Genomic DNA, 23,434 nt, shown 5'->3' with positions numbered 1-23,434 from the left:
ATGACCACGCTCAAGTCGAAGCTGCACGACGACCTCAACTCCGCGATCCGGGAGCGCGACGAGCTCCGCTCCTCGACGCTCCGGCTGACGCTCGCCGCGATCACCAAGGAGGAGGTCGCGGGGAAGGAGAAGCGGGAGCTCTCCGACGACGAGGTGCAGAAGGTGATCACCCGCGAGGCGAAGAAGCGCCGTGAGGCCGCCGAGGCCTTCGCCCAGGGCGGCCGCCCCGAGCAGGCCGAGCGGGAGAAGGCGGAGGGCGAGGTGCTCGCCGCCTACCTGCCGAAGCAGCTCTCCGACGACGAGCTGAACGCGATCGTGGCGCAGGCCGTCGAGGAGGCGAAGGCGGCCGGTGCCGAGGGGCCGCGGGCCATGGGCGCCGTGATGAAGATCGTGAACCCGAAGGTGGCCGGGCAGGCCGAGGGTGGCCGGGTCGCCGCGGCGGTCAAGAAGCTGCTGGCCGGCTGAGCCCGACGACCGGCGTCCGACGGCCGGGAACGAACAGGATCCCGGCCGTCCGCGCACGGTCGCTCGGCCGTCCCGGCCGGTTCCTCACGGCTTTCGGGAGGGCGTCCGCCGCGGCGGACGCCCTCCCGATTCGTACGGCGGACGCAGGGCGCGGAGCAGGCCCAGCTCCTGCGCCCGCGCGCCCAGCGCCACTCGTCCGTTGGCCCGCAGCCGCTCCATGAGCCGCTGGATCCTGCGCTGTACCGTGCGGTGCCCCATGCCGAGTCGCCGGGCGATAGAGGCATCGCTGAAGCCCGCGTACAACAGGTGCAGAATTTTTCGGTCGTCGTCGCCGACGGCGGAAAGGTCGGCGCAAGGCTCCGGTCTGGCGGTCAAAAGAACCCCGATGTGATGTGCGGCAGTTATACGCCTGTTCGGCATGATCCATTTTAAATGAACGCTGTCGCGCGGGGAAGATGAACAAATGAAAGATGGGTGACAAAAGGGCGGAATGATGGAATTCCATCATTCCGCCCGCGGCGGGGTGCCGTGGTCGCGGCGACCGGGCCGGCTCAGTACCAGGGAGTGCAGCTCTGGTCGCCCGACGGGTCCTCCACGCAGGCCCGCATCATGTGGGTCGAGGGGTTGTAGTACATCGGGGTGCGCGTCCAGTAGTAGTTGGTCCCACCCGGAATCTTGGCGGTCCAGCCCGAGGCGCCGCCCTCCTTCAGGCCGAGCCGCCAGTAGCACTCGGACTGGTCCTTGGTGCAGCGCTGGACGTACACGCTCCAGTCATGTTCGTTGGAGCCGCTGATGTAGTGCAGCCGGGCCCAGCTGTACTGGTCGCCGTCGGTCTTGCCCCAGCGCAGCTCGTACAGGAAGGAGCCGCCGAGTTGGTAGGGCCCGTAGGGGCTGACCGGTCCCGTCTGCCACGTCTGGATGTTCGGGTCGTGGCCGTCGCAGCCGAATCCGTAGCACGCCTGGGCTCGCGCCTGCGCCGAGCCGGGGAGCATGAGCACTAGCGTGAGTGCGCTGAGCAGTGCGCCGAGCACGGCCCCGATCCGTGAGCCGAGTTTCATTTCCCCTCCATGGGCATCGGCGATAAAAGGCACCCGGTGGCGGGGCCAGACGTGACTATGTCACGGCGTCACGCGGACGGAATGGCTCTCTCGTCGGCTGGCGTAATCACGTCGAATAGGTTTGAAAACAAAAGGAAACGGTCCCTCCCCGGATTTGGGGAAAGGACCGTTTCGTCCGGGCCGTGTGGGTGTCGCCGGGGTGGGTCAGCGCCGTCCGCCCGGCCCGTTGCCCGGGCCCTGGATCAGGTTGCCGCCGGGGAGGCCGCCCGGTCCGCCGTCGCCGGTGCCGCCGTCGGTCAGGCCGCCGATGAAGCCGTCGTCGCCGTTGTTCCCGTCGTCGGGCTTCTCCTTGTCGCGGTCCTTGTCCTTGTCCTTGTTTTTGTCCTTGTCCTTGTCCGGGATGTTGACGAGGTTGAACGAGGGCGAGTCCTTGCCCGCGAGGGCGCCCGTCATGGCGTCCTTCCAGATGGGGCCCGGGACCGCGCCACCGAAGACCAGCTCGTGGTACTGCCCGCCGATGGTGATGTCCCTCATCTGCACCTGCTGCGAGGCGCTGCCCACCCAGACGGCACCCGACAGGTTCGGCGTGTAGCCGACGAACCAGGCGTTCTTGCGCTCGTCGGTCGTACCCGTCTTGCCCGCGTTGGCGCGGTCGGTGAGACCGGCCGCCTTACCGGTGCCGGAGTCGACCACGCCCTGCAGCAGGGTGTTCACCGTGTCCGCGGTCTTCTCGCTCATCGCGCGCGAGCAGGTCGACTTCGGCACGTCGAGCGACTTCTGCTTGTTGCCGATCTTCTGGGTGATCGACTCGATCACGATCGGCGTGCAGTACATGCCCCGGGAGGCGAAGGCGGCGTACGCGCTCGCCATCGTCAGCGGGGCCACGCCCTTGGAGCCGAGGGAGACGGCGGGGACTTCCGGGAGCTTGTCGCCGCTGCCCTGCACGACGTGCAGGGCGTCCGTCATCTTCATCACCGGGCACAGGCCGATGTCCGCCACCATCTGGACGAAGTAGGTGTTGACCGAGAGGGCCATCGCCTCCTTCAGCCGGTACGGCCCGACCTCCGACTCGCTCTCGTTGGGGACCTTCTCGCCGGCCGTGTTCATCCAGGGCTTCCCGCTGCACGTCTGCACGGGCTCGGGGTAGGGCATCTCGTACGGCGACGAGTACTCCTGCGTGGCCGGGCGCCCTTCCTCCAGCGCGGCCGCCGCGACGAACGGCTTGAACGTGGAGCCGGTCGGGAAGCCGTAGTTGGAGCCGCCCATGCCGTGGCCGACCGAGTAGTTGATCTCGGTCTCGTTCTTGCCGTAGCCGTACGGCTTCGTCTGGCCCATCGCGAGGACCTTGCCGGTGCCGGGCTCGACCAGGGTGCTCGCGGCCGCGACCGAGTCCGACTGGTTCACGTGGTCCTTGAGCGACTGCTGCACCGATGCCTGGGCCTGCGGGTCGAGCGTGGTGCGGACGGTCAGGCCGCCCTGGTTCCAGACCTTGGCCCGGTCCTTGCGGGTCTTGCCGAAGACCTTGTCGCTCAGGAACACCTCGCGCACGTAGTCGCAGAAGAAGCTGGCGTTCTTCACGGCCGTGATGCAGCCGTTCTTGGGCTTGCTGACCTTCAGCCCGAGCGGTGCCTTCTTCGCCTTCTCGGCCTCGGCCGTGGAGATGTCGCCGACCTGGGCCATGCGGTTCAGTACGACGTTGCGCCGCTTGGTGGCCTCGGCCTCGTCGTTGACCGGGTCGTAGCGGCTGGGCGACTGGACGATGCCGGCCAGGAGGGCGGCCTCCTGGACGTTGAGGTCCTTGGCGTGCTTGGAGAAGTACCGCTGGGAGGCGGCCTCGACGCCGTAGGCCTGCTGGCCGAAGAACGTGATGTTCAGGTAGTTCTCGAGGATCTTCTTCTTGCCCAGCTCCTCCTCGACCTGGATCGCGAGCTTCAGCTCCTGGATCTTACGGCCGATGGTCTGCTGGGTGGCCTGGGCGACCTTCGTCGGGTCGTCGCCGGCCTCCTCCACGAAGACGTTCTTCACGTACTGCTGGGTGAGCGTGGAGGCGCCCTCGGAGACCTCGCCGCTGCGCGCGTTCTTGTTGAGGGCGCGCAGGACGCCCTTGAGGTCGATGGCGCCGTGCTCGTAGAAGCGCGAGTCCTCGATGGCGACGATCGCCTTCTGCATGTACGGCGAGATGTCCTTGAGGTCGACCACCGTCCGGTCGCGCGAGTAGACCGTGGCGATGGTCCCGCCCTCGGCGTCGAGGATGGTGGTGCGCTGGCTCAGCGGGGGAGTCTTCAGGTTGGCCGGGAGGGCGTCGAAGCCCTCCACCGACCCCTTGGCGGCCAGCCCCAGCGCGCCCACGGCGGGCAACGCGATGCCGGCCAGCACTGCTCCCGCGAGCACACTGACACCGAGGAACTTGGCGGCCTGTTGCGTTGGCGACAGACCACCGCCCGAGCGCTTCTTTGGCATGGAGGCAGCCTACGTTCTCATTCGCCGGACACGCGTATATGCCTTGGCCTAAGCTGCACTCAACTGTCACAGCAGTGAGGCCATGTATCAATACGTCCGGAGACCCCGAATCGTTCCGGATCTGCTCGATTTTTTTCGAGGGGCCCCGCTGGGGGGCGCGTCGGTGTGTACCGGCGCGTGCCATGGCGTGTGGGATGCGTGTCCGAATCCGCCTTGTGTGTCAATCGGTGTCCCTTGTGGCGAAACAGAGATGACCTGTATGCCGGGATAGTCGCGCATGTCGCCAGCTCACTCCCCCGGGTGATCTGCCGCTTACCCATAGTCCGTTCGGGCCATTCAAGATTGGGCCCGAAGGGGGTGTTGCGCTGTGCCCACCTTCCGTAACGTCCTCAACTGGCGGCGGTGAATATGCCGCTGCCGCCGTGGGGGAGCCTCGATTCGGGAGAGGACGGCGCCGGTATGGGCTGGGTAACCGACTGGAGTGCGCAGGCCGCCTGCCGCACTACCGATCCGGACGAACTGTTCGTTCAGGGAGCAGCGCAGAACAGGGCCAAGGCGGTGTGCACCGGATGTCCGGTGCGGACCGAGTGCCTGGCCGACGCGCTCGACAACCGCGTCGAGTTCGGCGTGTGGGGAGGCATGACGGAGCGGGAACGCCGCGCGCTGCTGCGCAGGCGGCCCACCGTGACCTCCTGGCGCCGGCTCCTCGAGACGGCGCGGACGGAGTACGAACGAGGGGCCGGCATCGTGCCCCTCGAGGACGACGAGGTGTACGAGAACTACGCGGCCGTGGGCTGAGCCCGGCCAGGGCTTCCCCAGGGACGGATCAGGCGCCCGGCTCGGGCAGCTCGGGCCGGCCGGTCGCCAGGCGTGCCCCGATGTCCCGCAGTCCCGCGAGGTCGTGCACGTCGCCGGGGAGCGCGGCCACCTCGGTGACCGCCACCTCGGGGTGACGCGCGGTGAAGCGGTCACGTGTGCGCTGCTCTCGGGCGAGCAGGTGCATGCGCTCCGCGTGCAGCCGCAGCAGTCCGGCGGCGAGCGCGTCGACGGAGCGCTCCGGTGTGTCGGTCGGTCCTTCGGCCGGTGCATCACCTGTGGTGTCGGGAGACGGGTCGCCGGGTCCTGAGTCGGCCGATCCTGAACTGCCGTCAGTCTCGGGAGAGTTGCCGGGGGAGGTACGAACTCCAGCTTTCCCGTCGTCCTGATCCACAATGCGGGAATCCTCAAGATTTTCCGCGGCGGCGAGTGCCCGCTCGGCCGACAGCCGGTCGGCGCCGCTGCCGTGGACCCGGTTGAGCACCAGACCGGCCAGCGGCATGTCCTCGGCCGCCAGCCGCTGCACGAAGTACGCGGCCTCGCGCAGCGCGTCCCGCTCCGGGGCCGCGACCACCAGGAACGCCGTCCCGGGCGCCTGGAGCAGCTTGTACGTCGCGTCCGCGCGCGTGCGGAACCCGCCGAACATCGAGTCCATCGCGGCCACGAAGGTCTGCACGTCCTTGAGGAACTGCCCGCCCAGCACCTTTCCCAGGACGCCGGTCATCATCGACATGCCGACGTTCAGGAACTTCATGCCCGCCCGGCCGCCGACCTTCGCCGGGGCCAGCAGGACGCGGATCAGCTTGCCGTCCAGGAAGGAGCCGAGGCGCTTGGGCGCGTCGAGGAAGTCCAGCGCCGAGCGGGACGGCGGCGTGTCGACGACGATGAGGTCCCACTCGTCCTTCGCCCGCAGCTGCCCCAGCTTCTCCATCGCCATGTACTCCTGCGTGCCCGCGAAGCCCGCCGAGAGCGACTGGTAGAAGGGGTTGCCCAGGATCGCCGCGGCCCGCTCGGGGTCCGCGTGGGACTCGACGATCTCGTCGAAGGTCCGCTTCATGTCGAGCATCATGGCGTGCAGTTCGCCACCCGCCGCGTCGTCGACGCCCTTCACCCGGCGCGGGGTGTTGTCGAGCGAGTCGATGCCCATGGACTGGGCGAGCCGCCGTGCCGGGTCGATGGTGAGGACGACCACCTTGCGGCCGCGCTCCGCCGCGCGCAGGCCGAGGGCCGCCGCCGTGGTCGTCTTGCCCACCCCGCCCGAACCGCAGCACACGACGATGCGGGTCTGCGGATCCTCCAGCAGGTGGTCGACGTCGAGCACGCGCGCGGCCGTCAGGGGCCGCGCGCCCTCCCGGTGACGGGCCGGGTCCTCGGGACTCATGCGATCCCCTGCTTCCGCAGCTCGGTGGCCAGTTCGTACAGGCCCGCCAGGTCCATGCCCTCCGCGAGCAGGGGCAGTTCGTGCGTCGGCAGGCCCAGCTCGCCGAGGACCGCCCGCTGCTCCTGCTCCAGCGCGTACCGCTCCGCGTACTCCCCGGCCTGCGCGAGCAGCGGGTCCACGAGACGCTCGGCGTGCCCGCCCCGCCGCGCCCCGCCCAGCCCGGCCCCGGACAGCGACCGGGCCAGCGCCGTACGCGGGGTGTCCCGTACGAGCTCCAGGTCGGTGGCGTCCAGGACCTGGGGCCGGACCATGTTGACGACGACCCGGCCCACCGGGAGCCGTGCCGTGCGCAGCTCGGCGATGCCGTCCACGGTCTCCTGGACCGGCATCTCCTCCAGCAGCGTCACCAGGTGCACCGCGGTCTCCCGCGACTTCAGCACCCGCATCACCGCCTGCGCCTGATTGTGTATCGGGCCGACCTTCGCGAGCCCGGCCACCTCGTCGTTGACGTTGAGGAAGCGCGTGATCCGGCCGGTCGGCGGGGCGTCCATGACGACGTAGTCGTACACGAACCGCCCCTTCTTGTCCTTGCGCCGGACCGCCTCGCACGCCTTGCCGGTCAGCAGGACGTCCCTGACTCCCGGCGCGATGGTCGTCGCGAAGTCGATGGCGCCGAGCTTCTTCAGGGCCCGTCCGGCGCTGCCCAGTTTGTAGAACATCTGGAGGTAGTCCAGAAGGGCCAGTTCGGCGTCGATGGCGAGGGCGTACACCTCCCCGCCACCAGGAGCGACGGCGATCTTCCGCTCCTCATAGGGCAGCGCTTCCGTTTCGAAGAGCTGCGCGATGCCCTGGCGGCCCTCGACCTCGACGAGAAGCGCGCGCTTCCCCTCGGTGGCCAGGGCCAGCGCGAGGGCCGCGGCCACCGTGGTCTTACCGGTACCGCCCTTGCCGCTGACGACCTGGAGCCTGCTCACGTATTCGAGCGTAACCAGTCCGCGCGCGGAGTACGCCGGTGGCTGTGGACAACGTCGCCCCGGCCGGCCCGCCGAGGAGCCCGGAGCGAGGCTGCGGACGGCCCCCGGACCGAGGCCGCGGACGGCCCCCGGACAGCGGTCGTGGAGGTGCCCCGGCCAACGGCTAGAGTCGGCCGCATGACCAAGTGGGAATACGCAACCGTGCCGCTGCTCGTCCATGCCACGAAGCAGATTCTGGACACCTGGGGCGAGGACGGCTGGGAGCTCGTCCAGGTCGTGCCCGGGCCGAACAACCCCGAGCAGCTCGTGGCCTATCTGAAGCGGGAGAAGCAGGCATGAGCGCCGTCGAGGCGAAGCTCGCCGAGCTGGGCCTGGCGCTGCCCGAGGTCGTCCCGCCGCTGGCCGCCTACCAGCCGGCCGTGCGGTCCGGCCCGTACGTCTACACCTCCGGCCAGCTGCCGATGCTCGGGGGCAAGCTCCCCGTCACCGGCAAGGTCGGTGCCGAGGTCACCCCGGACGAGGCCAAGGAGCTGGCCCGCACCTGCGCGCTGAACGCCCTGGCCGCCGTGAAGTCCGTCGCCGGCGACCTGGACCGGGTCGCGAGGGTCGTCAAGGTCGTCGGCTTCGTCGCGTCGGCGGCCGACTTCACCGGCCAGCCCGGTGTGGTCAACGGCGCCAGCGAACTCCTGGGCGAGGTCCTGGGCGACAAGGGCGTGCACGCCCGCAGCGCCGTCGGCGTGGCGGTCCTCCCGCTGGACGCGCCGGTGGAGGTCGAGATCCAGGTGGAGCTCGTCCAGCCGTAGCGGACGCCGGGTGCGGCACGCGTTGCCAGGCCGGCAACAAAGCTCGCACCCGCCGCTCGGACCTCGCAGGATCGGTTCCGTGCCCCGCACGGAGCGGGCGCCGGCCCCGGTCGGTGGCCCGGCCCGTACCGGGGCCCTACCGACCGTATGCGCCAGGAGGAACCATGCCGCAGCCGCCCGTGACCGCCCAGCCGGCCGACCAGCCCGTTCACCGTCTGGTGCCCTCGCCCGCCGGCCGGATCCACCTGGTGGAGCAGGGCAGCGGGCCGCTGGTCCTGCTCGTGCACGGCTTCCCGGAGTCCTGGTACTCCTGGCGCCACCAGCTGCCCGCCCTGGCCGCCGCCGGGTTCCGCGCCGTCGCCGTCGACGTACGCGGCTACGGGCGCTCCTCCCGGCCCGACGCCGTCGAGGCGTACCGGATGCTCGACCTGGTGGCGGACAACGTCGCCGTGGTGGAGGCCCTGGGGGAGAGCTCCGCCGTGATCGTCGGCCACGACTGGGGTTCGAACATCGCCTCGCACTCCGCGCTGCTGCGGCCGGACGTGTTCCGCGCGGTGGGCCTGCTCAGCGTGCCGTACACGCCGCCGGGCGGGCCGAAGCCCAGCGAGGTCTTCGCCGGCATGAGCGACCCCGCCGGGCCCTTCGCCGGGCAGGAGTTCTACGTCTCCTACTTCCAGCGGCCCGGCCGCGCCGAGGCGGAGATCGAGCCCGACGTACGCGGCTGGCTCGCCGGCCTCTACGCCGCCCTGTCCGCCGACACCATGCCCGGCCCGGAGGCACCCGACCCGCACCTCGTCGCCCCCGGCGGCAGGATGCGCGACCGGTTCCCGGCCGGCGGGAGGCTGCCCTCCTGGCTGTCCGAGCAGGACCTGGACGTCTACGCCGGGGAGTTCGAGCGCACCGGCCTGACCGGCGCCCTCAACCGCTACCGGAACATGGACCGCGACTGGGCCGACCTGGCCGCCTACCAGGGGGCCCCGATCACTCAGCCGTCGCTCTTCCTCGGCGGCGGCCTGGACGCCTCCACCACCTGGCTGTCCGAGGCGATCGAGGCGTATTCGGTCACCCTGCCCGGCCTGAGCGGCTCCCACATCCTCGACGGCTGCGGCCACTGGCTCCAGCAGGAGCGCCCCGAGGAGACGAACCGGCTGCTCACCGAGTGGCTGACCGGCCTGCCCGCCTGACCCACACCCGGTCCCGGGGGCCACTCGAACATCCGCCCGTCACCGGATAGCCTCCGGCCATGGCGAATGGTCAGGCGAATGGTCAGTGGTACCCACCGGAGTGGCCGGACCGCATCCGCGCGCTGGCGGCCGGCACCCTCACCCCGGTCACCCCGAAGCGCGCGGCCACCGTCATGCTCCTCAGGGACACCGGCACCACCGGGTCCGGCCCCGCCGTGCACATGCTGCGCCGGCGCACCTCCATGGCGTTCGCGGGCGGCGCGTACGCCTATCCGGGCGGCGGGGTCGACCCGCGCGACGACGACCGCGCCATCGGCTGGGCGGGCCCCACACGCGCGTGGTGGGCGGACCGGCTCGGCGTCGACGAGGCGGGCGCCCAGGCGATCGTCTGCGCGGCCGTACGGGAGACGTACGAGGAGGCCGGCGTCCTGCTCGCGGGACCGACGGGCGACTCCGTGGTCGGCGACACGACCGGTGACGACTGGGAGGCCGACCGGGCCGCCCTGGTCGACCGCGAGCTGTCCTTCGCGGAGTTCCTGGACCGGCGGGGCCTCGTCCTGCGCTCCGACCTGCTGGGCGCCTGGGCGCGCTGGATCACCCCGGAGTTCGAGTCCCGGCGCTACGACACCTGGTTCTTCGTGGCCGCGCTCCCCGTGGGCCAGCGCACCCGCAACGCCTCCACGGAGGCCGACCGCACGGTGTGGATCACACCGGCGGACGCGACCGCCGGGTACGACCGGGGCGAGCTGCTGATGATGCCGCCCACCGTCGCGACCCTGCGCGCTCTCGCGGAGTTCGGTACGGCGGCCGAGGCGCTGGCGTCGGCGCCCGGCCGCGACCTGACGCCGGTGCTGGCCCGCGCCCGGCTCTCCGGCGACGAGGTCGTCCTGTCCTGGCCTGGGCACGACGAGTTCACCAAGCACGTCCCGGGCACGGACCCGGCTTCGGCGCCGACCCCTTCGGACCCGACCGGGGGAGCCTGCGCATGACCGACGCAGCAGCACTGCCCGGACAGCCGCGCGGCGGTGTCCTGTCGGGACCGGCCACCGCGCGCGCGGTGAACGTTCTCGCGCCCAACGCCTCGGCGATGACCCTGGACGGCACCAACACCTGGATCCTCGCCGAACCCGACTCCGACCTGGCCGTCGTCGTCGACCCGGGCCCGCTGGACGACACCCACCTGCGGCGCGTCGTCGACACGGCCGAGCGGGCCGGCAAACGGGTCGCGCTGACGCTGCTGACGCACGGTCATCCGGACCATGCGGAGGGCGCCGCGCGTTTCGCCGAGCTGACGCGCACGCACGTGCGTGCGCTGGACCCGGCGCTGCGGCTGGGCGACGAGGGGCTGGCCGCGGGGGACGTGATCGGGGTGGGCGGCCTGGAACTGAGGGTCGTACCGACGCCGGGGCACACGGCCGACTCGCTGTGCTTCCATCTCCCGGCCGACCGGGCCGTCCTGACGGGCGACACCATCCTCGGCCGCGGTACGACGGTCGTGGCCCATCCCGACGGCCGTCTCGGCGACTACCTGGACTCGCTGCGCAGGCTCAGGTCGCTCACGGCCGACGACGGGGTGCACACGGTGCTTCCGGGGCACGGGCCCGTCCTGGAGGACGCGCAGGGCGTCGTGGAGTACTACCTGGCCCACCGGGCCCACCGCCTCGCTCAGGTCGAGACGGCGGTGGAGGACGGCCACCGCACGCCGGGCGAGGTCGTCGCCCACGTGTACGCGGACGTCGACCGCTCGTTGTGGCCTGCGGCGGAGCTGTCGGTGCGGGCGCAGCTGGAGTACCTGGGCGAGCACGGGCTCATCCGGCGGCCCGAATAGCTCCCCCAGGGCCTCCCCCGGGGGCGTCCGGGTTCCACCCGGCTTCCCCGGGCGCTCCCGGTGTCAGCGGGAGCGCTTGGCCAGCCGCTCCACGTCCAGCAGGATCACCGCGCGGGCCTCCAGACGGAGCCAGCCGCGCTGGGCGAAGTCCGCCAGCGCCTTGTTGACCGTCTCGCGGGACGCGCCGACCAGCTGGGCCAGCTCCTCCTGCGTCAGGTCGTGCACCACGTGGATGCCCTCCTCGGACTGCACGCCGAAGCGGCGCGAGAGGTCCAGCAGGGCACGGGCGACACGGCCGGGAACGTCCGAGAAGACCAGGTCGGACATGGCGTCGTTGGTCTTGCGCAGGCGGCGCGCGACGGCGCGCAGCAGGGCGGTGGCGACCTCGGGGCGGACGTTCAGCCAGGGCTGGAGGTCGCCGTGGCCGAGGGCGAGCAGCTTGACCTCGGTCAGCGCCGTGCCGGTCGCCGTGCGCGGGCCCGGGTCGAAGAGCGACAGCTCGCCGATCAGCTCGCTGGGACCGACGACGGCCAGCATGTTCTCGCGTCCGTCGGGGGACGTGCGGTGGAGCTTGACCTTGCCTTCCGTGACCACGTAGAGGCGGTCTCCGGGGTCCCCCTCGTGGAACAGGGTGTCGCCGCGGGCGAGGGTCACCTCACTCATGGAGGCGCGGAGCTCCGCGGATTGCTCGTCGTCGAGCGCCGCGAAGAGCGGGTTGCGCCGCAGAACGTCGTCCACGAGTTCTCTCCTTGTCGACCGGCTCAGAGGATCTTGTTCCCCCGGTGTACCAGGGGTCCGTGGTGCCCATTTTGCCGGACAGTCCAAACAGTGTGATCTGTCACAAGGATGCCGCACCGATGTCCCGGGGTACGCGGCAGGGGTCCAATTGGGCGCCGATCTTCGAGGTCCGGGGCGGATGTCGGTGGCGGGCCGTAGGCTGGCCGGGTGTCCAAATCGCCGGTGAGAGCACAGGCTCAGGGGGATGCGAGGGTGAGTGCACGGCGCGATTCCGCTGTGGGCGAACGGGGCTCCGATGGCGGTAGGAAAACGGCAAAAGCGACGAAGAAGGCAGTGCCTGCCAAGAGGGTGACTGCGGAGAAGGGTGCCGTGAAGAAGTCCTCCGCGAGCAAGAAGACGGCCCCGGCCAAGGGGGCCTCCGCAGAGAAGACCGCCGTAGCGAAGGCCGCTGCCGAAAAGCCCGCTGCCAAGAAGGCCGCTGCCAAGAACGCCGCGCCCATGAAGCGACAGGCGCCCGCGAAGAAGCCCGCCGTCGCGCCGAAGAAGGCCGCCGCGGCCGTCAAGGGCGTCGCCCCGGCGAAGACCGTCGCCGCGAAGCCGCCGCGCGGCGAGTCGCGCACCGCGCTGGTGCGCCGCGCCCGCCGTATCGACCGCGAGCTGGCCGAGGTCTACCCGTACGCCCACCCGGAGCTGGACTTCGAGAACCCGTTCCAGCTGGTCGTGGCCACGGTGCTGTCCGCCCAGACCACCGACCTGCGCGTCAACCAGACGACGCCCGCCCTCTTCGCCAAGTACCCCACCCCGGAGGACCTGGCAGCCGCCGTCCCCGAGGAGGTGGAGGAGATCCTGCGCCCGACCGGCTTCTTCCGGGCCAAGACCAGGTCGGTCATAGGGCTGTCCAGGGCCCTGGCGGAGGACTTCGGCGGCGAGGTCCCCGGACGCCTCGAGGACCTCGTCAAGCTGCCGGGCGTGGGCCGCAAGACCGCCTTCGTCGTGCTCGGCAACGCGTTCGGCCGCCCCGGCATCACCGTGGACACGCACTTCCAGCGTCTGGTGCGGCGCTGGCGGTGGACCGAGGAGACCGACCCGGACAAGATCGAGGCCGCCGTCGGCGCGCTCTTCCCCAAGAGTGACTGGACCGACCTCTCCCACCACGTGATCTGGCACGGCCGCCGCATCTGCCACGCCCGCAAGCCCGCCTGCGGTGCCTGCCCCATCGCCCCGCTGTGCCCGGCGTACGGGGAGGGCGAGACGGACCCGGAGAGGGCGAAGAAGCTGCTCAAGTACGAGAAGGGCGGCTTGCCGGGGCAGCGGCTGAAGCCCCCGCAGGCGTACCTGGACGCGGGCGGGAAGCCGGCACCGCCGCTGGGGGCCGGGTGACGGAACGATCTCGGGGGCGTCTGGCGTTGGAGTCTGCAGGACGGGGGTGGAGATGACACGGGTGAGCGACACGCAGGGGCCCACGCGGGACCACGCTCGGGACGCGATGCTCATGCTCAGCAAGGAGGGTCTGCCCGGCTGGCTGGACCCGGTGGTGCGGGCGGCCGAGACGGTCCGGCCCACCCAGCTCAGCCGCTTCCTGCCGCCGGCGGACGGCGCCGGCCGCCAGTCCGCCGTCCTGATCCTCTTCGGCGACGGCAGGAGCGAGGGCCCGGACGGCGAGGAGGCCGGCCGCGGGCCCGAGCTGCTGCTCATGGAGCGGGCCGGCTCCCTGCGCTCCCACCCGGGCCAGCCCGCCTTCCCGGGCGGCGCCCTCGACCCCGAGGACGGGGATCCGCGTGGTGACGGGCCGCTGCGGGCCGCTTTGCGCGAGGCCGAGGAGGAGACCGGGCTGGACCCGTCCGGCGTCCAGCTCTTCGGGGTCCTGCCGAAGCTCTACATCCCGGTGAGCGGCTTCGTCGTCACGCCGGTGCTGGCCTGGTGGCGCGAGCCCACCCCGGTCGGTGTCGTCGATCCGGCCGAGACCGCGCGCGTCTTCAAGGTCCCCGTGGCGGATCTCACGGACCCCGCCAACCGGGTGACCACCCTTCACCCCAGCGGTCACCGAGGCCCGGCATTCCTGGTCGAATCGGCGCTCGTGTGGGGCTTCACCGCCGGCATCATCGACCGGTTGCTGCACTTCGCGGGCTGGGAGCGGCCCTGGGACCGGGAGAAGCAGGTCCCGCTGGACTGGCGCGCATGACAGGGTGGCCTGCGTACCGCAGACGACAAGACGAGGCCTGAATCGGTGAACGTGCTGGACATCCTGTTGCTGCTGGCCGCCGTCTGGTTCGCGATCGTCGGCTTCCGGCAGGGCTTCGTCGTCGGCATCCTGTCGGTGATCGGCTTCCTCGGCGGCGGTCTCGTCGCCGTCTACCTGCTTCCGGTGATCTGGGACGCGTTGACGGACGACGCGGAGGTCAGCACCACCGCCGCCGTCGTCGCGATCGTCGTCGTCATCGTGTGCGCCTCGGTCGGCCAGGCCCTGACGACCCATCTGGGCAACAAGCTGCGCCGCTACATCACGTGGTCCCCGGCCCGCGCCCTGGACGCCACCGGCGGCGCCCTGGTCAACGTCGTCGCCATGCTCCTGGTCGCCTGGCTGCTCGGTTCCGCCCTGGCGCGGACCACGATGCCGACGGTCGGCAAGGAGGTGCGGCAGTCCACGGTGCTGGCGGGCATACAGGAGGTGCTGCCCGCCGGCGCGGACAACTGGTTCGACAACTTCACCTCGGTCCTCGACAAGAACGGCTTCCCGCAGGTCTTCAGCCCGTTCTCCAACGAGCCGGTCCTCGACACGCCGTCACCCGACCCGGCGCTGGCGAACAGCCCGGTCGCCGTCAACGCCAAGCGCTCCATCGTCAAGGTCATGGGCACCGCACCCGACTGCGGCAAGGTCCTCGAGGGCACCGGCTTCGTCTTCGCCGACCGCCGCGTCATGACCAACGCCCACGTCGTGGGCGGCGTCGACGAACCCACGGTGCAGATCGGGGGCGAGGGCCGCAAGTACGACGCGACGGTCGTCCTCTACGACTGGCGGCGCGACATCGCCGTACTGGACGTGCCGGAACTGGACGCGCCCGCGCTGCGGTTCACGGACGACGACCAGGACGCCGAACGCAACGACGGCGCGATCGTCGCGGGCTTCCCGGAGAACGGGGCGTACGACGTCCGTGCCGCCCGGGTGCGCGGGCGCATCACGGCCAACGGCCCGGACATCTACCACCGCGACACCGTCCGCCGGGACGTCTACTCCCTGTACGCGACCGTCCGTCAGGGCAACTCGGGCGGCCCGCTGCTGACCCCGGAGGGCGAGGTCTACGGCGTGGTCTTCGCCAAGTCCCTGGACGACCCCGACACCGGGTACGCGCTCACCGCGGACGAGATCCGCGACGACATCGCCAAGGGCCGCGCGGCCGACCAGCAGGTGGACAGCGACAGCTGCGCGCTCTAGACCCGCCCGTTCCAGGACCGCCTGCGCGCCGGGGCGTCGGTGCGGTGTCCCGGGTCTCAGGTCCGTGGGTGGCGCAGGCGTACGGATACCCAGCGGGCCCGGCGGCGCAGAATGCGCGGAATGCCCACCCGCAGCTCCGCACCCGCGAGTTGCGGGGTGCCGCCGCGTCGGTGGGTGATGCTCGCGCCGCTCGTGGAGCGGCCGTCGCGTGCTACGTCACTGTAGTCGTGCGTCCAGCCCATACCGGGACGTGTGCCCCCGCCCCAAGGTCGATAACCGCTTCCATGGCCGCCAATTGGCCTATGCGCCGGGCAAGTGGCCGTTCATAGGACAAGCGTTCCGGGTTGGATACCGGGTGCGTCCGTTGGGTGACCGATCGCTCATGAAACGGTCACCGATCGGGTTCGGGGTCCTTCAGCCAATTGATCAGTTCGGTGGAGAACGCGACCGGATCCTCTTCGTGCGGGAAGTGCCCGAGCCCGTCGAACAGCCGCCAGCGGTAGGGCGCCTCGACGTACTGCCCCGAACCTGCGGCGCTCCGCGTCCGCATCACGGGGTCGAGGGAGCCGTGCAGGTGCAGGGTCGGCACACGCACCGGCCGCTTCATGCGGCGGTAGAACTGGATGCCGTCCGGGCGGGCCAGGGAGCGCACCAGCCAGCGGTACGGCTCGACCGAGCAGTGCGCCGTGGAGGGGATGCACATGGCGCGGCGGTAGGCCGCCACCGCCGCGTCGTCCAGCAGCCGCGGCCCGGACCAGTCGTGGAGCAGCCGCCCCACCAGCGCGCCGTCGTCCGCGGTCAGTTGACGCTCCGGCACCCAAGGGCGCTGGAAGCCCCAGATGTACGAGCCCGCCCGGCTCTGGCGGACGTCCCCGAGCATGGCCGAGCGCCAGCGCCGGGGGTGCGGCATCGAGGACACCGCGAGCCGCCGTACGAGCTTGGGGCGCATCGCGGCGGCCGTCCAGGCCAGGTACCCGCCGAGGTCGTGGCCGACCAGCGCGGCGTCCGGCTCGCCGAGGGAGCGGATCACGCCGGTGATGTCGAGGGCGAGCCCCGCCGGGTCGTAACCGCGCGGGGTGCGGTCGCTGCCGCCGACGCCGCGCAGGTCCATCGCGACGGCGCGGAAACCGGCGTCGGCGAGCGCCACCAGCTGGTGCCGCCAGGTCCACCAGAACTGCGGGAAGCCGTGCAGCAGCAGCACCAGCGGTCCGTCGCCCAGCTCGGCGATGTGGAAACGGGCGCCGTTGGCCGCGACGTCCCGGTGGGTCACCTCGGGTCCGCCCGGGATGCCGAGGCGTACGACCGAGGTGGGGTTGGGGTGCTGCGGCGAGGGGGAATGCCCCGAAGGGGTGGTGGAGCCCGTCATGAGGACGAGCGTGCCACAGCCTCGATCGCTTCGGGGGACCGGTCCGCGGGCACCTCCGGACGCGGGTGCGGCTTGGCGTTCTGGAGCACGCCCGCCGACTGCTTCACCGAGGAGGCGACCTTCTGCGGGCCGCGGCCCTTCTTGGCCTTCTTCGCGAAGACGACCCCGATCAGCGCCAGGAGGCCGGCGACGATGACGTTCGCCAGGAAGGACAGCAGGAAGCAGACCGCGAGGTTCCAGTGGCTCCAGGTCCGGATGCCGTAGGCGAGGGCGAAGCTCAGCATCGGCAGCGAGAAGAGCAGCACCAGGCCTGCGAGCGACAACGCGCCGCCGCTCGTCAGCCCACGCTTGACGTCCGTCTTGAGCTGCGCCTTCGCCAGTGCGATCTCGTCGTGCACGAGCGCCGACATGTCGGTGGTCGCCGAGGCGAACAGCTGGCCGATGCTGCGTTCGGTGCCGACCGGGCTGCCGTCGGGTGCGCTCATCGCGGTCTCCCTCTTCTGCTGGCTCTTCTGAGTACGGTTCCGTCTTTTGTACCGTCTCGTCAGATCATGCCGGACGGTCGTCCTCCTCGCCTGCCCCGCCCGTCACTTCGGCAAGCCGCGCCGACTCCATCTCCTCGGCGATCCGGCGGTGCTCGGCGGCCTTCTTCTCGTAGATGGCGGCCATCCGCAGGTGATACGCCGGGTCGTCCTCCTCGTAGACGTCCGGTATGCCGCTGAGGTCGTCGTCGCGCTCCTCCTCCGCGACCATCCCCCGATATCTCGCGTTCCGTACCTTCAGCAGCACCGTCGCCAGGGCCGCCGCGATCAGCGAGCCGGACAGCACGGCGGCCTTGACCTCGTCGGTCATGGTCGCGTCGCCCTCGAAGGCCAGCTCGCCGATCAGCAGCGAGACGGTGAACCCGATGCCGGCCAGGGTCGCCACCGCGAACACGTCGGCCCATTCCAGGTCGTCGCTGAGCGAGGCCTTGGTGAAGCGCGACGTCAGCCAGGTGCCGCCGAAGATGCCCAGCGTCTTGCCGACGACGAGCCCGAGCACCACGCCGAGGGTCTCCGGCTTGGTGAACACGTCGGCGAGCGCCCCGCCGGAGACGGCCACTCCCGCGCTGAACAGCGCGAACAGCGGCACGGCCAGGCCCGCCGACAGAGGACGCACGAGATGCTCGATGTGCTCGCCGGGGGAGTGGTCCTCGCCTTCGCGCGTGTGGCAGCGCAGCATCAGGCCCATCGCGACACCGGCGATGGTGGCGTGGATGCCGCTGTTGTACATCAGGCCCCAGATCACCAGGGCGAGCGGCACGTACACGTACCAGCCGCGTACGCCCTTGCGGAGCAGGAACCAGAACACGACGAGGCCGACGACCGCGCCGCCCAGCGCGGCGAAGTTCAGGGTGTCGGTGAAGAAGACCGCGATGATCAGGATGGCGAACAGGTCGTCCACGACGGCGAGCGTCAGCAGGAAGGCGCGCAGGGCGCTCGGCAGCGACGTACCGATGACGGCGAGCACGGCGAGCGCGAACGCGATGTCGGTGGCGGTCGGCACGGCCCAGCCGGACAGCGAGCCTCCGCCGGCGGAGGCGGTGACGGCGTAGACGATCGCCGGTACGGCCATGCCGCACAGCGCCGCCACCACCGGGAGCGCGGCGGCCTTGGGGTCCTTGAGGTCACCGGCGACGAGTTCGCGTTTGAGTTCGATGCCGGCCACGAAGAAGAAGATCGCGAGGAGTCCGTCGGCCGCCCAGTGCGCCACCGACAGGTTGAGTCCGAGGGACTCGGGGCCGAAGTGGAAGTGGCTGACGCTCTCGTAGCTGTCGTGCAGTGCCGGTATGTTCGCCCATACCAGGGCGGCGACCGCTGCGGCCAGCAGCAGGACGCCGCCGACGGTCTCGGTGCGCAGCGCGTCCGCGAGGTAGGTGCGCTCCGGGAGGGACAGCCGTCCGAAGGCTTTGCGGGGGGTGCGGGGCGCGGTCACGGGGAAGAACCTCCAGTCGGTGGGCAGCACGGAACATGTGCCGACCAGACTTCCCGGCGCACCATGAGGATCCCGAAGGGGATCTTGATGAGTCTCTTACGTTCTCCCCAGCCTACCTGGGCCCCGGGCCTCACACAGGGCGAGGGCATCCGGCGCATGCGCGACGCGCCGGATGCCCTCGGTGTGCGTGGCTCGGTCCTCGGCTCAGTCCTCGCTGGGCGCTGCCGGGAGCTTGGACTGGATGAGGTCCATGACCGTCGAGTCCGTCAGGGTCGTGACGTCCCCGAGCTGCCGGTTCTCCGCGACGTCGCGCAGCAGGCGGCGCATGATCTTGCCGGAGCGGGTCTTCGGCAGCTCCGCCACCGGCAGGATCCGCTTGGGCTTGGCGATCGGGCCGAGGGTGGCGCCGACGTGGTTGCGCAGCTCGGCGACCAGGTCCTCGCTCTCCGCCGCCGCGCCGCGCAGGATCACGAAGGCGACGATGGCCTGGCCGGTGGTCTCGTCCGCGGCGCCGACCACGGCCGCCTCGGCGACCGACGGGTGGGAGACGAGGGCCGACTCGACCTCGGTGGTGGAGATGTTGTGCCCGGAGACGAGCATCACGTCGTCGACGCGGCCGAGGAGCCAGATGTCGCCGTCGTCGTCCTTCTTGGCTCCGTCGCCCGCGAAGTACTTGCCCTCGAAGCGCGACCAGTAGGTGTCGATGAACCGCTGGTCGTCGCCCCAGATGGTGCGCAGCATCGACGGCCACGGCTCGGTGAGGACCAGATACCCGCCGCCGCCGTTCGGCACCTCGCCCGCCTCGTCGTCGACGACGGTGGCCGAGATGCCGGGCAGCGGGCGCTGGGCGGAGCCCGGCTTGGCGTGGGTGACGCCCGGCAGCGGGGTGATCATCATCGAGCCGGTCTCGGTCTGCCACCAGGTGTCGACGACCGGGGTGGCGTCCGTGCCGATGTTCTTGCGGTACCAGATCCACGCCTCGGGGTTGATCGGCTCGCCGACCGAGCCGAGGACGCGCAGGGACGACAGGTCGAACTTCGCGGGGATGTCGTCGCCCCACTTCATGAACGTCCGGATCGCGGTGGGCGCCGTGTAGAGGGTCGTGACGCCGTACTTCTGCACGATCTCCCAGAACCTGCCCTGGTGCGGGGTGTCCGGGGTGCCCTCGTACATGACCTGGGTGGCGCCGTTGGCGAGCGGGCCGTAGACGATGTACGAGTGCCCGGTGACCCAGCCGACGTCGGCGGTGCACCAGAAGACGTCGGTCTCCGGCTTCAGGTCGAAGACGGCCCAGTGCGTGTACGCCGTCTGGGTGAGGTAGCCGCCGGAGGTGTGCAGGATGCCCTTGGGCTTACCCGTCGTGCCGGACGTGTACAGGATGAACAGCGGGTGCTCGGCCTCGAACGCCTCGGGCGTGTGCTCGGCGGACTGGCCGTCGACGGTCTCGTGCCACCACTTGTCGCGGGAGTCGTCCCAGGCGACCTCCTGGCCGGTGCGGCGGACGACGAGCACGTGCTCGACGATCCCGGCGCGCTCGACGGCCTCGTCGACGGCCGGCTTGAGCGCGGACGGCTTGCCGCGCCGGTAGCCGCCGTCGGCGGTGATGACGACACGGGCGTCGGCGTCCTGGATGCGGGTGGCCAGCGCGTCCGAGGAGAAGCCGCCGAAGACGACCGAGTGCGCGGCGCCGATGCGGGCGCAGGCCAGCATCGCGATCGCGGTCTCGGGGATCATCGGCATGTAGATGGCGACCCGGTCGCCCTTCCGCACGCCCAGCTCGAGCAGGGCGTTGGCGGCCTTGGAGACCTCGTCCTTGAGCTGTGCGTAGGTGATGGCGCGGCCGTCGCCGGGCTCCCCCTCGAAGTGGATGGCGACGCGGTCGCCGTTGCCGGCCTCCACGTGCCGGTCCACACAGTTGTAGGCGACGTTCAGCGTGCCGTCCTTGAACCACTTGGCGAACGGCGGGTTCGACCAGTCGAGCGTCTCGGTCGGCTCCTTCGCCCAGGTCAGCCGGCGGGCCTGCTCGGCCCAGAAGCCGAGCCTGTCAGCCTTGGCCCGTTCGTACGCCTCCGCCGTGACGTTGGCGTTCGCGGCCAGGTCGACGGGGGGTGCGAACCTGCGTTCTTCCTTGAGCAGGTTGGCCAAGGATTCGTTGCTCACGACATCTCCCTTTCTCAGGGTTGTCCGTTGTGTCCCAGGCCACAGCTCATCAGACCCGGGGGGCCGATGACAAGGGTCGACGGGCAAATGGTTTAGACCTGTTCTGGTCGCCGTCTGCCCGGTGTGTCTCCTTCGTGGCTTCGTGGTCCGTGGTCACCCGTACCCACGGACGCCGGAGGCGCGGGGTTCAGTGTGCGTAGCGCCGCTCACACCGGCCCGCGCCTCGGCCCTGCCGGGACCGCCGCTCGGACGGCCGGACCGTCAGGCGGGCAGGCGGTCACGCGGTCAGGTCGGTCTCCAGCACCAGCTGGAACACGCCGCCCTCCGCGTCCTCGGACAGCAGGTACGACTGGGCCTCGCCGACGTGGAAGTACATGCCGTGCAGCTCCAGGTTCCCGGCGCCCAGCGCGCGGGCCACCGACTCGTGGGCGCGCAGGTGCTCCAACTGCTGGACCACGTTGGCCAGGCACAGCCGTTCGGCCGCGTCGGCGGGTGCGCGTCCGGCCAGCCGGGGCAGGGACGGCCGGGCAGGGCGGTGGCCGGTCGCGTCCTCGTCCTCGTCCGCGTGCGTCTCCGCGGGGATGCGGTCCAGGCTCGGCAGTCCGTGCCGCAGCCAGCGCTGGAGGGGGGTGCGCGTGTCTCCCGGCCCGGAGCCGAGCAGCGCCTGCATGGCCCCGCACCCGGAGTGCCCGCACACGGTGATGGACCGCACCTTCAGTACGTCCACGGCGTACTCGATCGCGGCGGCCACCGAGTCGTCGCCGCTCTCCTCGCCGGGCAGCGGTACGAAGTTGCCGACGTTGCGCACGACGAAGAGGTCGCCGGGGCCACTGGACGTGATCATCGAGGTGACCACCCGGGAGTCCGCGCAGGTCAGGAACAGCTGGGAGGGCTGCTGCCCCTCTCGCGCCAGCCGGGCCAGCTCACGACGCATCAGCGGTGCGGTGTTGCGATGGAACGCGCTGATGCCTCGGGCGAGTTCACGTCCGGTGGCTCTCGTGACACGGGCGGACCCGTCGGGTGCGCCGGGTGTGCCCTGGGCGGTGGCCGGGGTGGTCGTCGGGCCGGTCGTCCTGCCTGTCCCCCCGCCGGTCGTCGGGCCGGAGGACGCGCCGTGGGGACCGTCGGTGGTGGGCTGCCGGTCCGTGTCGGGTGGAGGTGCTGTCGAGGGGCGCTCGCACTGGTGGTTGCGCCACGGCGTCCAAGGACGGCAGCGGCAGCCGTCCACCTCGGCCGGTTCGGAGATGCGGGTGCCGGGACGGCGGCCGGTGATGTCGACGGCGCCGCCCTGAGCGGTGTGCGTCTTCTGCCAGTCCTGCAGCGCCTCGTACGCCGCGTGGTCCATGAACGACCCGTCCAGCTCCACGACCGCGTCCGCCCCCTGGGGCACCTGGTGCAGGACCCGGCTGAGCCGCGGCACGGCGAGGAACGTCAACTGGCCGCGCACGTGTACGTGATGGACTCCATCCGCGTCGGCGTGGGTGATCCGGGTGCGGGTGAGGCGGTGCAGGGCGACACCGACGGCTACGGCGATGCCCAGGGCGACGCCTTCCAGGACGCCGAGGAACACCACGCCGCAGGTGGTGACCGCGTAGACGAGCACCTCACGGTGGCGGGTCACCGTGCGAATGTGGTTCAGCGAGATCATCTTGAAGCCGACGGTCATGACCAGGGCGGCGAGCGAGGCGAGCGGGATGAGCTCCAGGGCCGGGACCAGCAGCAGTGCGGCGATCACTACGAGAACGCCGTGCAGCATCGTGGAGTTCCGGCTGACGGCGCCCGCCGCCACGTTCGCGGAACTGCGCACGGCCACACCGGCGACGGGCAGCCCGCCCAGCGACCCGGAGACGACGTTGGCGGCACCCTGACCCAGTAGTTCGCGGTCGAGGTTGGAACGCTTGACGTGACCGGTCGCGGCGGGCCGGGCGGCGACCAGTTTGTCCACGGCGACGGCGCCGAGCAGGGACTGAACGCTGCACACCAGCGTGGTGGTGAGAACGGCGGCGACGAGGCCCAGCACCGGACCGTCGGGCAGGGTGGCCAGGGCGTGGCTGCTCCAGGACGGCAGGTCGACCTTGGGCAGGAGGAGCCCGGTGAGGGCGGCGACCGCGGTGGCGCCGGCGACGGCGATCAGGGCGGCGGGCAGCTTGCCCAGCAACTGCCCGGCCCGGCCGGGGATGCGGGGCCAGAGGAGCAGCAGGGCCAGGGTCAGCACGCTCACGGCCAGGTCGGCGGGGTGGACGTTCGCCAACTGGGCGGGCAGCGCGACCAGGTTGTCCGGCACCGAGCTCTGGGGGGTGCCGCCGAGGACGATGTGCAGCTGTGCGACGGCGATGGTGACGCCGATGCCGGCGAGCATGCCGTGCACGATGGCGGGGCTGACGGCGAGCGCCGAGCGGGCCACGCGCAGGCAGCCGAGACCGAGTTGGGCCAGCCCGGCGAGCACGGTGATGGCGCAGGTCGTACGCCAGCCGTACTGCTGGATGAGGTCGGCGGTGACCACGGTGAGTCCGGCGGCGGGACCGCTGACCTGGAGCGGGCAGCCGCCGATCCGTCCGGCGACGATCCCGCCCACCGCGGCGGCGACGAGGCCGGCCTGGAGGGGAGCGCCGGTGGCCAGGGCGATGCCCAGCGAGAGGGGCAGGGCGATCAGGAAGACCGCGATCGCGGCCGAGACGTCGGCGCCCGCGACGCGGAAGCGCCGGCGGCCGCCGGGCGGCGGGCTGTGGGGCGGGTGGACGTGCTTGGTCCGGGCCGAATCGGCGCGGGCGGGGACGCAGGCTGACATGTTCCC

22 protein-coding genes are annotated in these 23,434 nt (G+C 71.2%); 10 read left to right on the top strand and 12 right to left on the bottom strand.

What is annotated here, in order from left to right:
- Positions 1-465 (top strand): GatB/YqeY domain-containing protein, encoded by a 465-nt coding sequence (locus AB0P07_RS22640; protein WP_365553166.1) that lies wholly within the window; start codon positions 1-3, stop codon positions 463-465.
- A gap of 84 nt (positions 466-549) precedes the next feature.
- Here AB0P07_RS22640 and AB0P07_RS22635 read toward each other — a convergent pair whose 3' ends face one another.
- The 3 genes from AB0P07_RS22635 to AB0P07_RS22625 form a co-directional block, all read right to left on the bottom strand.
- A complete protein-coding gene (locus AB0P07_RS22635) occupies positions 550-840 on the bottom strand; it encodes a LuxR C-terminal-related transcriptional regulator (RefSeq protein ID WP_365553164.1) in 291 nt (96 codons plus the stop codon).
- Positions 841-1,016: 176 nt separating this feature from the next.
- Complete coding sequence (locus AB0P07_RS22630; protein ID WP_365553162.1) at positions 1,017-1,523, bottom strand: hypothetical protein; 507 nt, start codon at positions 1,521-1,523, stop codon at positions 1,017-1,019.
- Positions 1,524-1,727: 204 nt separating this feature from the next.
- Entirely contained in the window at positions 1,728-3,983 is a 2,256-nt protein-coding gene (locus AB0P07_RS22625) for a transglycosylase domain-containing protein (RefSeq protein ID WP_365553160.1), read from the bottom strand.
- Positions 3,984-4,442: 459 nt separating this feature from the next.
- Here AB0P07_RS22625 and wblA point away from each other — a divergent pair, with 459 nt between their 5' ends.
- A complete protein-coding gene (wblA, locus tag AB0P07_RS22620) occupies positions 4,443-4,781 on the top strand; it encodes a transcriptional regulator WblA (RefSeq protein WP_176154443.1) in 339 nt (112 codons plus the stop codon).
- A 28-nt stretch (positions 4,782-4,809) separates the two neighbouring features.
- Here wblA and AB0P07_RS22615 read toward each other — a convergent pair whose 3' ends face one another.
- Positions 4,810-6,180, bottom strand: coding sequence for an ArsA family ATPase (locus AB0P07_RS22615; RefSeq protein WP_365553158.1), 1,371 nt, complete (start codon positions 6,178-6,180; stop codon positions 4,810-4,812).
- Positions 6,177-7,154 carry an ArsA-related P-loop ATPase gene (locus AB0P07_RS22610; protein ID WP_125629654.1) on the bottom strand — a complete coding sequence of 326 codons (978 nt, stop codon included), beginning with the start codon at positions 7,152-7,154 and terminating at the stop codon, positions 6,177-6,179. Before AB0P07_RS22610 ends, AB0P07_RS22615 begins: the two co-directional genes overlap by 4 nt.
- A 177-nt stretch (positions 7,155-7,331) precedes the next feature.
- Here AB0P07_RS22610 and AB0P07_RS22605 point away from each other — a divergent pair, with 177 nt between their 5' ends.
- From AB0P07_RS22605 to AB0P07_RS22585, 5 genes are all read left to right on the top strand, one after another.
- On the top strand, positions 7,332-7,493 hold the full coding sequence (locus AB0P07_RS22605; RefSeq protein ID WP_003975360.1) for a DUF4177 domain-containing protein: 162 nt from the start codon (positions 7,332-7,334) through the stop codon (positions 7,491-7,493).
- The gene (locus AB0P07_RS22600; RefSeq protein WP_365553156.1) at positions 7,490-7,957 is read left to right on the top strand and encodes a RidA family protein; all 468 of its coding nucleotides are present in this window, start codon (positions 7,490-7,492) and stop codon (positions 7,955-7,957) included. The genes AB0P07_RS22605 and AB0P07_RS22600 overlap by 4 nt, the downstream gene beginning before the upstream one ends.
- 164 nt (positions 7,958-8,121) lie before the next feature.
- Positions 8,122-9,141, top strand: coding sequence for an alpha/beta hydrolase (locus tag AB0P07_RS22595; protein ID WP_365553154.1), 1,020 nt, complete (start codon positions 8,122-8,124; stop codon positions 9,139-9,141).
- Between the two features lie 59 nt (positions 9,142-9,200).
- The gene (locus AB0P07_RS22590) at positions 9,201-10,130 is read left to right on the top strand and encodes an NUDIX hydrolase (RefSeq protein ID WP_365553153.1); all 930 of its coding nucleotides are present in this window, start codon (positions 9,201-9,203) and stop codon (positions 10,128-10,130) included.
- Positions 10,127-10,969, top strand: coding sequence for an MBL fold metallo-hydrolase (locus AB0P07_RS22585; RefSeq protein WP_365553151.1), 843 nt, complete (start codon positions 10,127-10,129; stop codon positions 10,967-10,969). The genes AB0P07_RS22590 and AB0P07_RS22585 overlap by 4 nt, the downstream gene beginning before the upstream one ends.
- Positions 10,970-11,032: 63 nt before the next feature.
- On the opposite strand, the gene AB0P07_RS22580 is transcribed toward AB0P07_RS22585, so the two are convergent.
- A complete protein-coding gene (locus AB0P07_RS22580; protein ID WP_003975365.1) occupies positions 11,033-11,707 on the bottom strand; it encodes a Crp/Fnr family transcriptional regulator in 675 nt (224 codons plus the stop codon).
- A 498-nt stretch (positions 11,708-12,205) separates the two neighbouring features.
- On the opposite strand from AB0P07_RS22580, the gene nth reads away from it, so the two are divergent.
- Genes nth through AB0P07_RS22565 form a run of 3 tightly spaced genes read left to right on the top strand, consistent with a single transcriptional unit; the run spans position 12,206 to position 15,140 of the window.
- Entirely contained in the window at positions 12,206-13,087 is an 882-nt protein-coding gene (gene nth / locus AB0P07_RS22575) for an endonuclease III (protein ID WP_365553371.1), read from the top strand.
- A gap of 52 nt (positions 13,088-13,139) precedes the next feature.
- Entirely contained in the window at positions 13,140-13,889 is a 750-nt protein-coding gene (locus tag AB0P07_RS22570) for a CoA pyrophosphatase (protein WP_365553149.1), read from the top strand.
- Positions 13,890-13,934: 45 nt separating this feature from the next.
- Entirely contained in the window at positions 13,935-15,140 is a 1,206-nt protein-coding gene (locus tag AB0P07_RS22565; protein ID WP_365553147.1) for a MarP family serine protease, read from the top strand.
- Positions 15,141-15,196: 56 nt separating this feature from the next.
- Here the strand turns inward: AB0P07_RS22565 and AB0P07_RS22560 are convergent, their stop codons facing one another.
- From AB0P07_RS22560 to AB0P07_RS22535, 6 genes are all read right to left on the bottom strand, one after another.
- A complete protein-coding gene (locus AB0P07_RS22560; protein ID WP_365553145.1) occupies positions 15,197-15,382 on the bottom strand; it encodes a hypothetical protein in 186 nt (61 codons plus the stop codon).
- Positions 15,383-15,531: 149 nt separating this feature from the next.
- Positions 15,532-16,506: an alpha/beta hydrolase gene (locus AB0P07_RS22555; RefSeq protein WP_365553143.1), complete on the bottom strand. Its 975-nt coding sequence runs from the start codon at positions 16,504-16,506 to the stop codon at positions 15,532-15,534.
- On the bottom strand, positions 16,503-16,991 hold the full coding sequence (locus AB0P07_RS22550) for a phage holin family protein (protein ID WP_365553141.1): 489 nt from the start codon (positions 16,989-16,991) through the stop codon (positions 16,503-16,505). Before AB0P07_RS22550 ends, AB0P07_RS22555 begins: the two co-directional genes overlap by 4 nt.
- Positions 16,992-17,055: 64 nt before the next feature.
- Positions 17,056-18,480 (bottom strand): Na+/H+ antiporter NhaA, encoded by a 1,425-nt coding sequence (gene nhaA, locus AB0P07_RS22545; protein WP_365553139.1) that lies wholly within the window; start codon positions 18,478-18,480, stop codon positions 17,056-17,058.
- A 204-nt stretch (positions 18,481-18,684) separates the two neighbouring features.
- Complete coding sequence (gene acs, locus AB0P07_RS22540; protein ID WP_365553137.1) at positions 18,685-20,640, bottom strand: acetate--CoA ligase; 1,956 nt, start codon at positions 20,638-20,640, stop codon at positions 18,685-18,687.
- Positions 20,641-20,917: 277 nt separating this feature from the next.
- Positions 20,918-23,428: a SulP family inorganic anion transporter gene (locus tag AB0P07_RS22535; RefSeq protein WP_365553135.1), complete on the bottom strand. Its 2,511-nt coding sequence runs from the start codon at positions 23,426-23,428 to the stop codon at positions 20,918-20,920.
- Positions 23,429-23,434 lie beyond the last annotated feature (6 nt).

This window comes from Streptomyces sp. NPDC085944 (assembly GCF_040686295.1).
Lineage (GTDB): Bacteria > Actinomycetota > Actinomycetes > Streptomycetales > Streptomycetaceae > Streptomyces > Streptomyces salinarius.
This window is presented reverse-complemented; position numbering and strand designations above follow the sequence as displayed.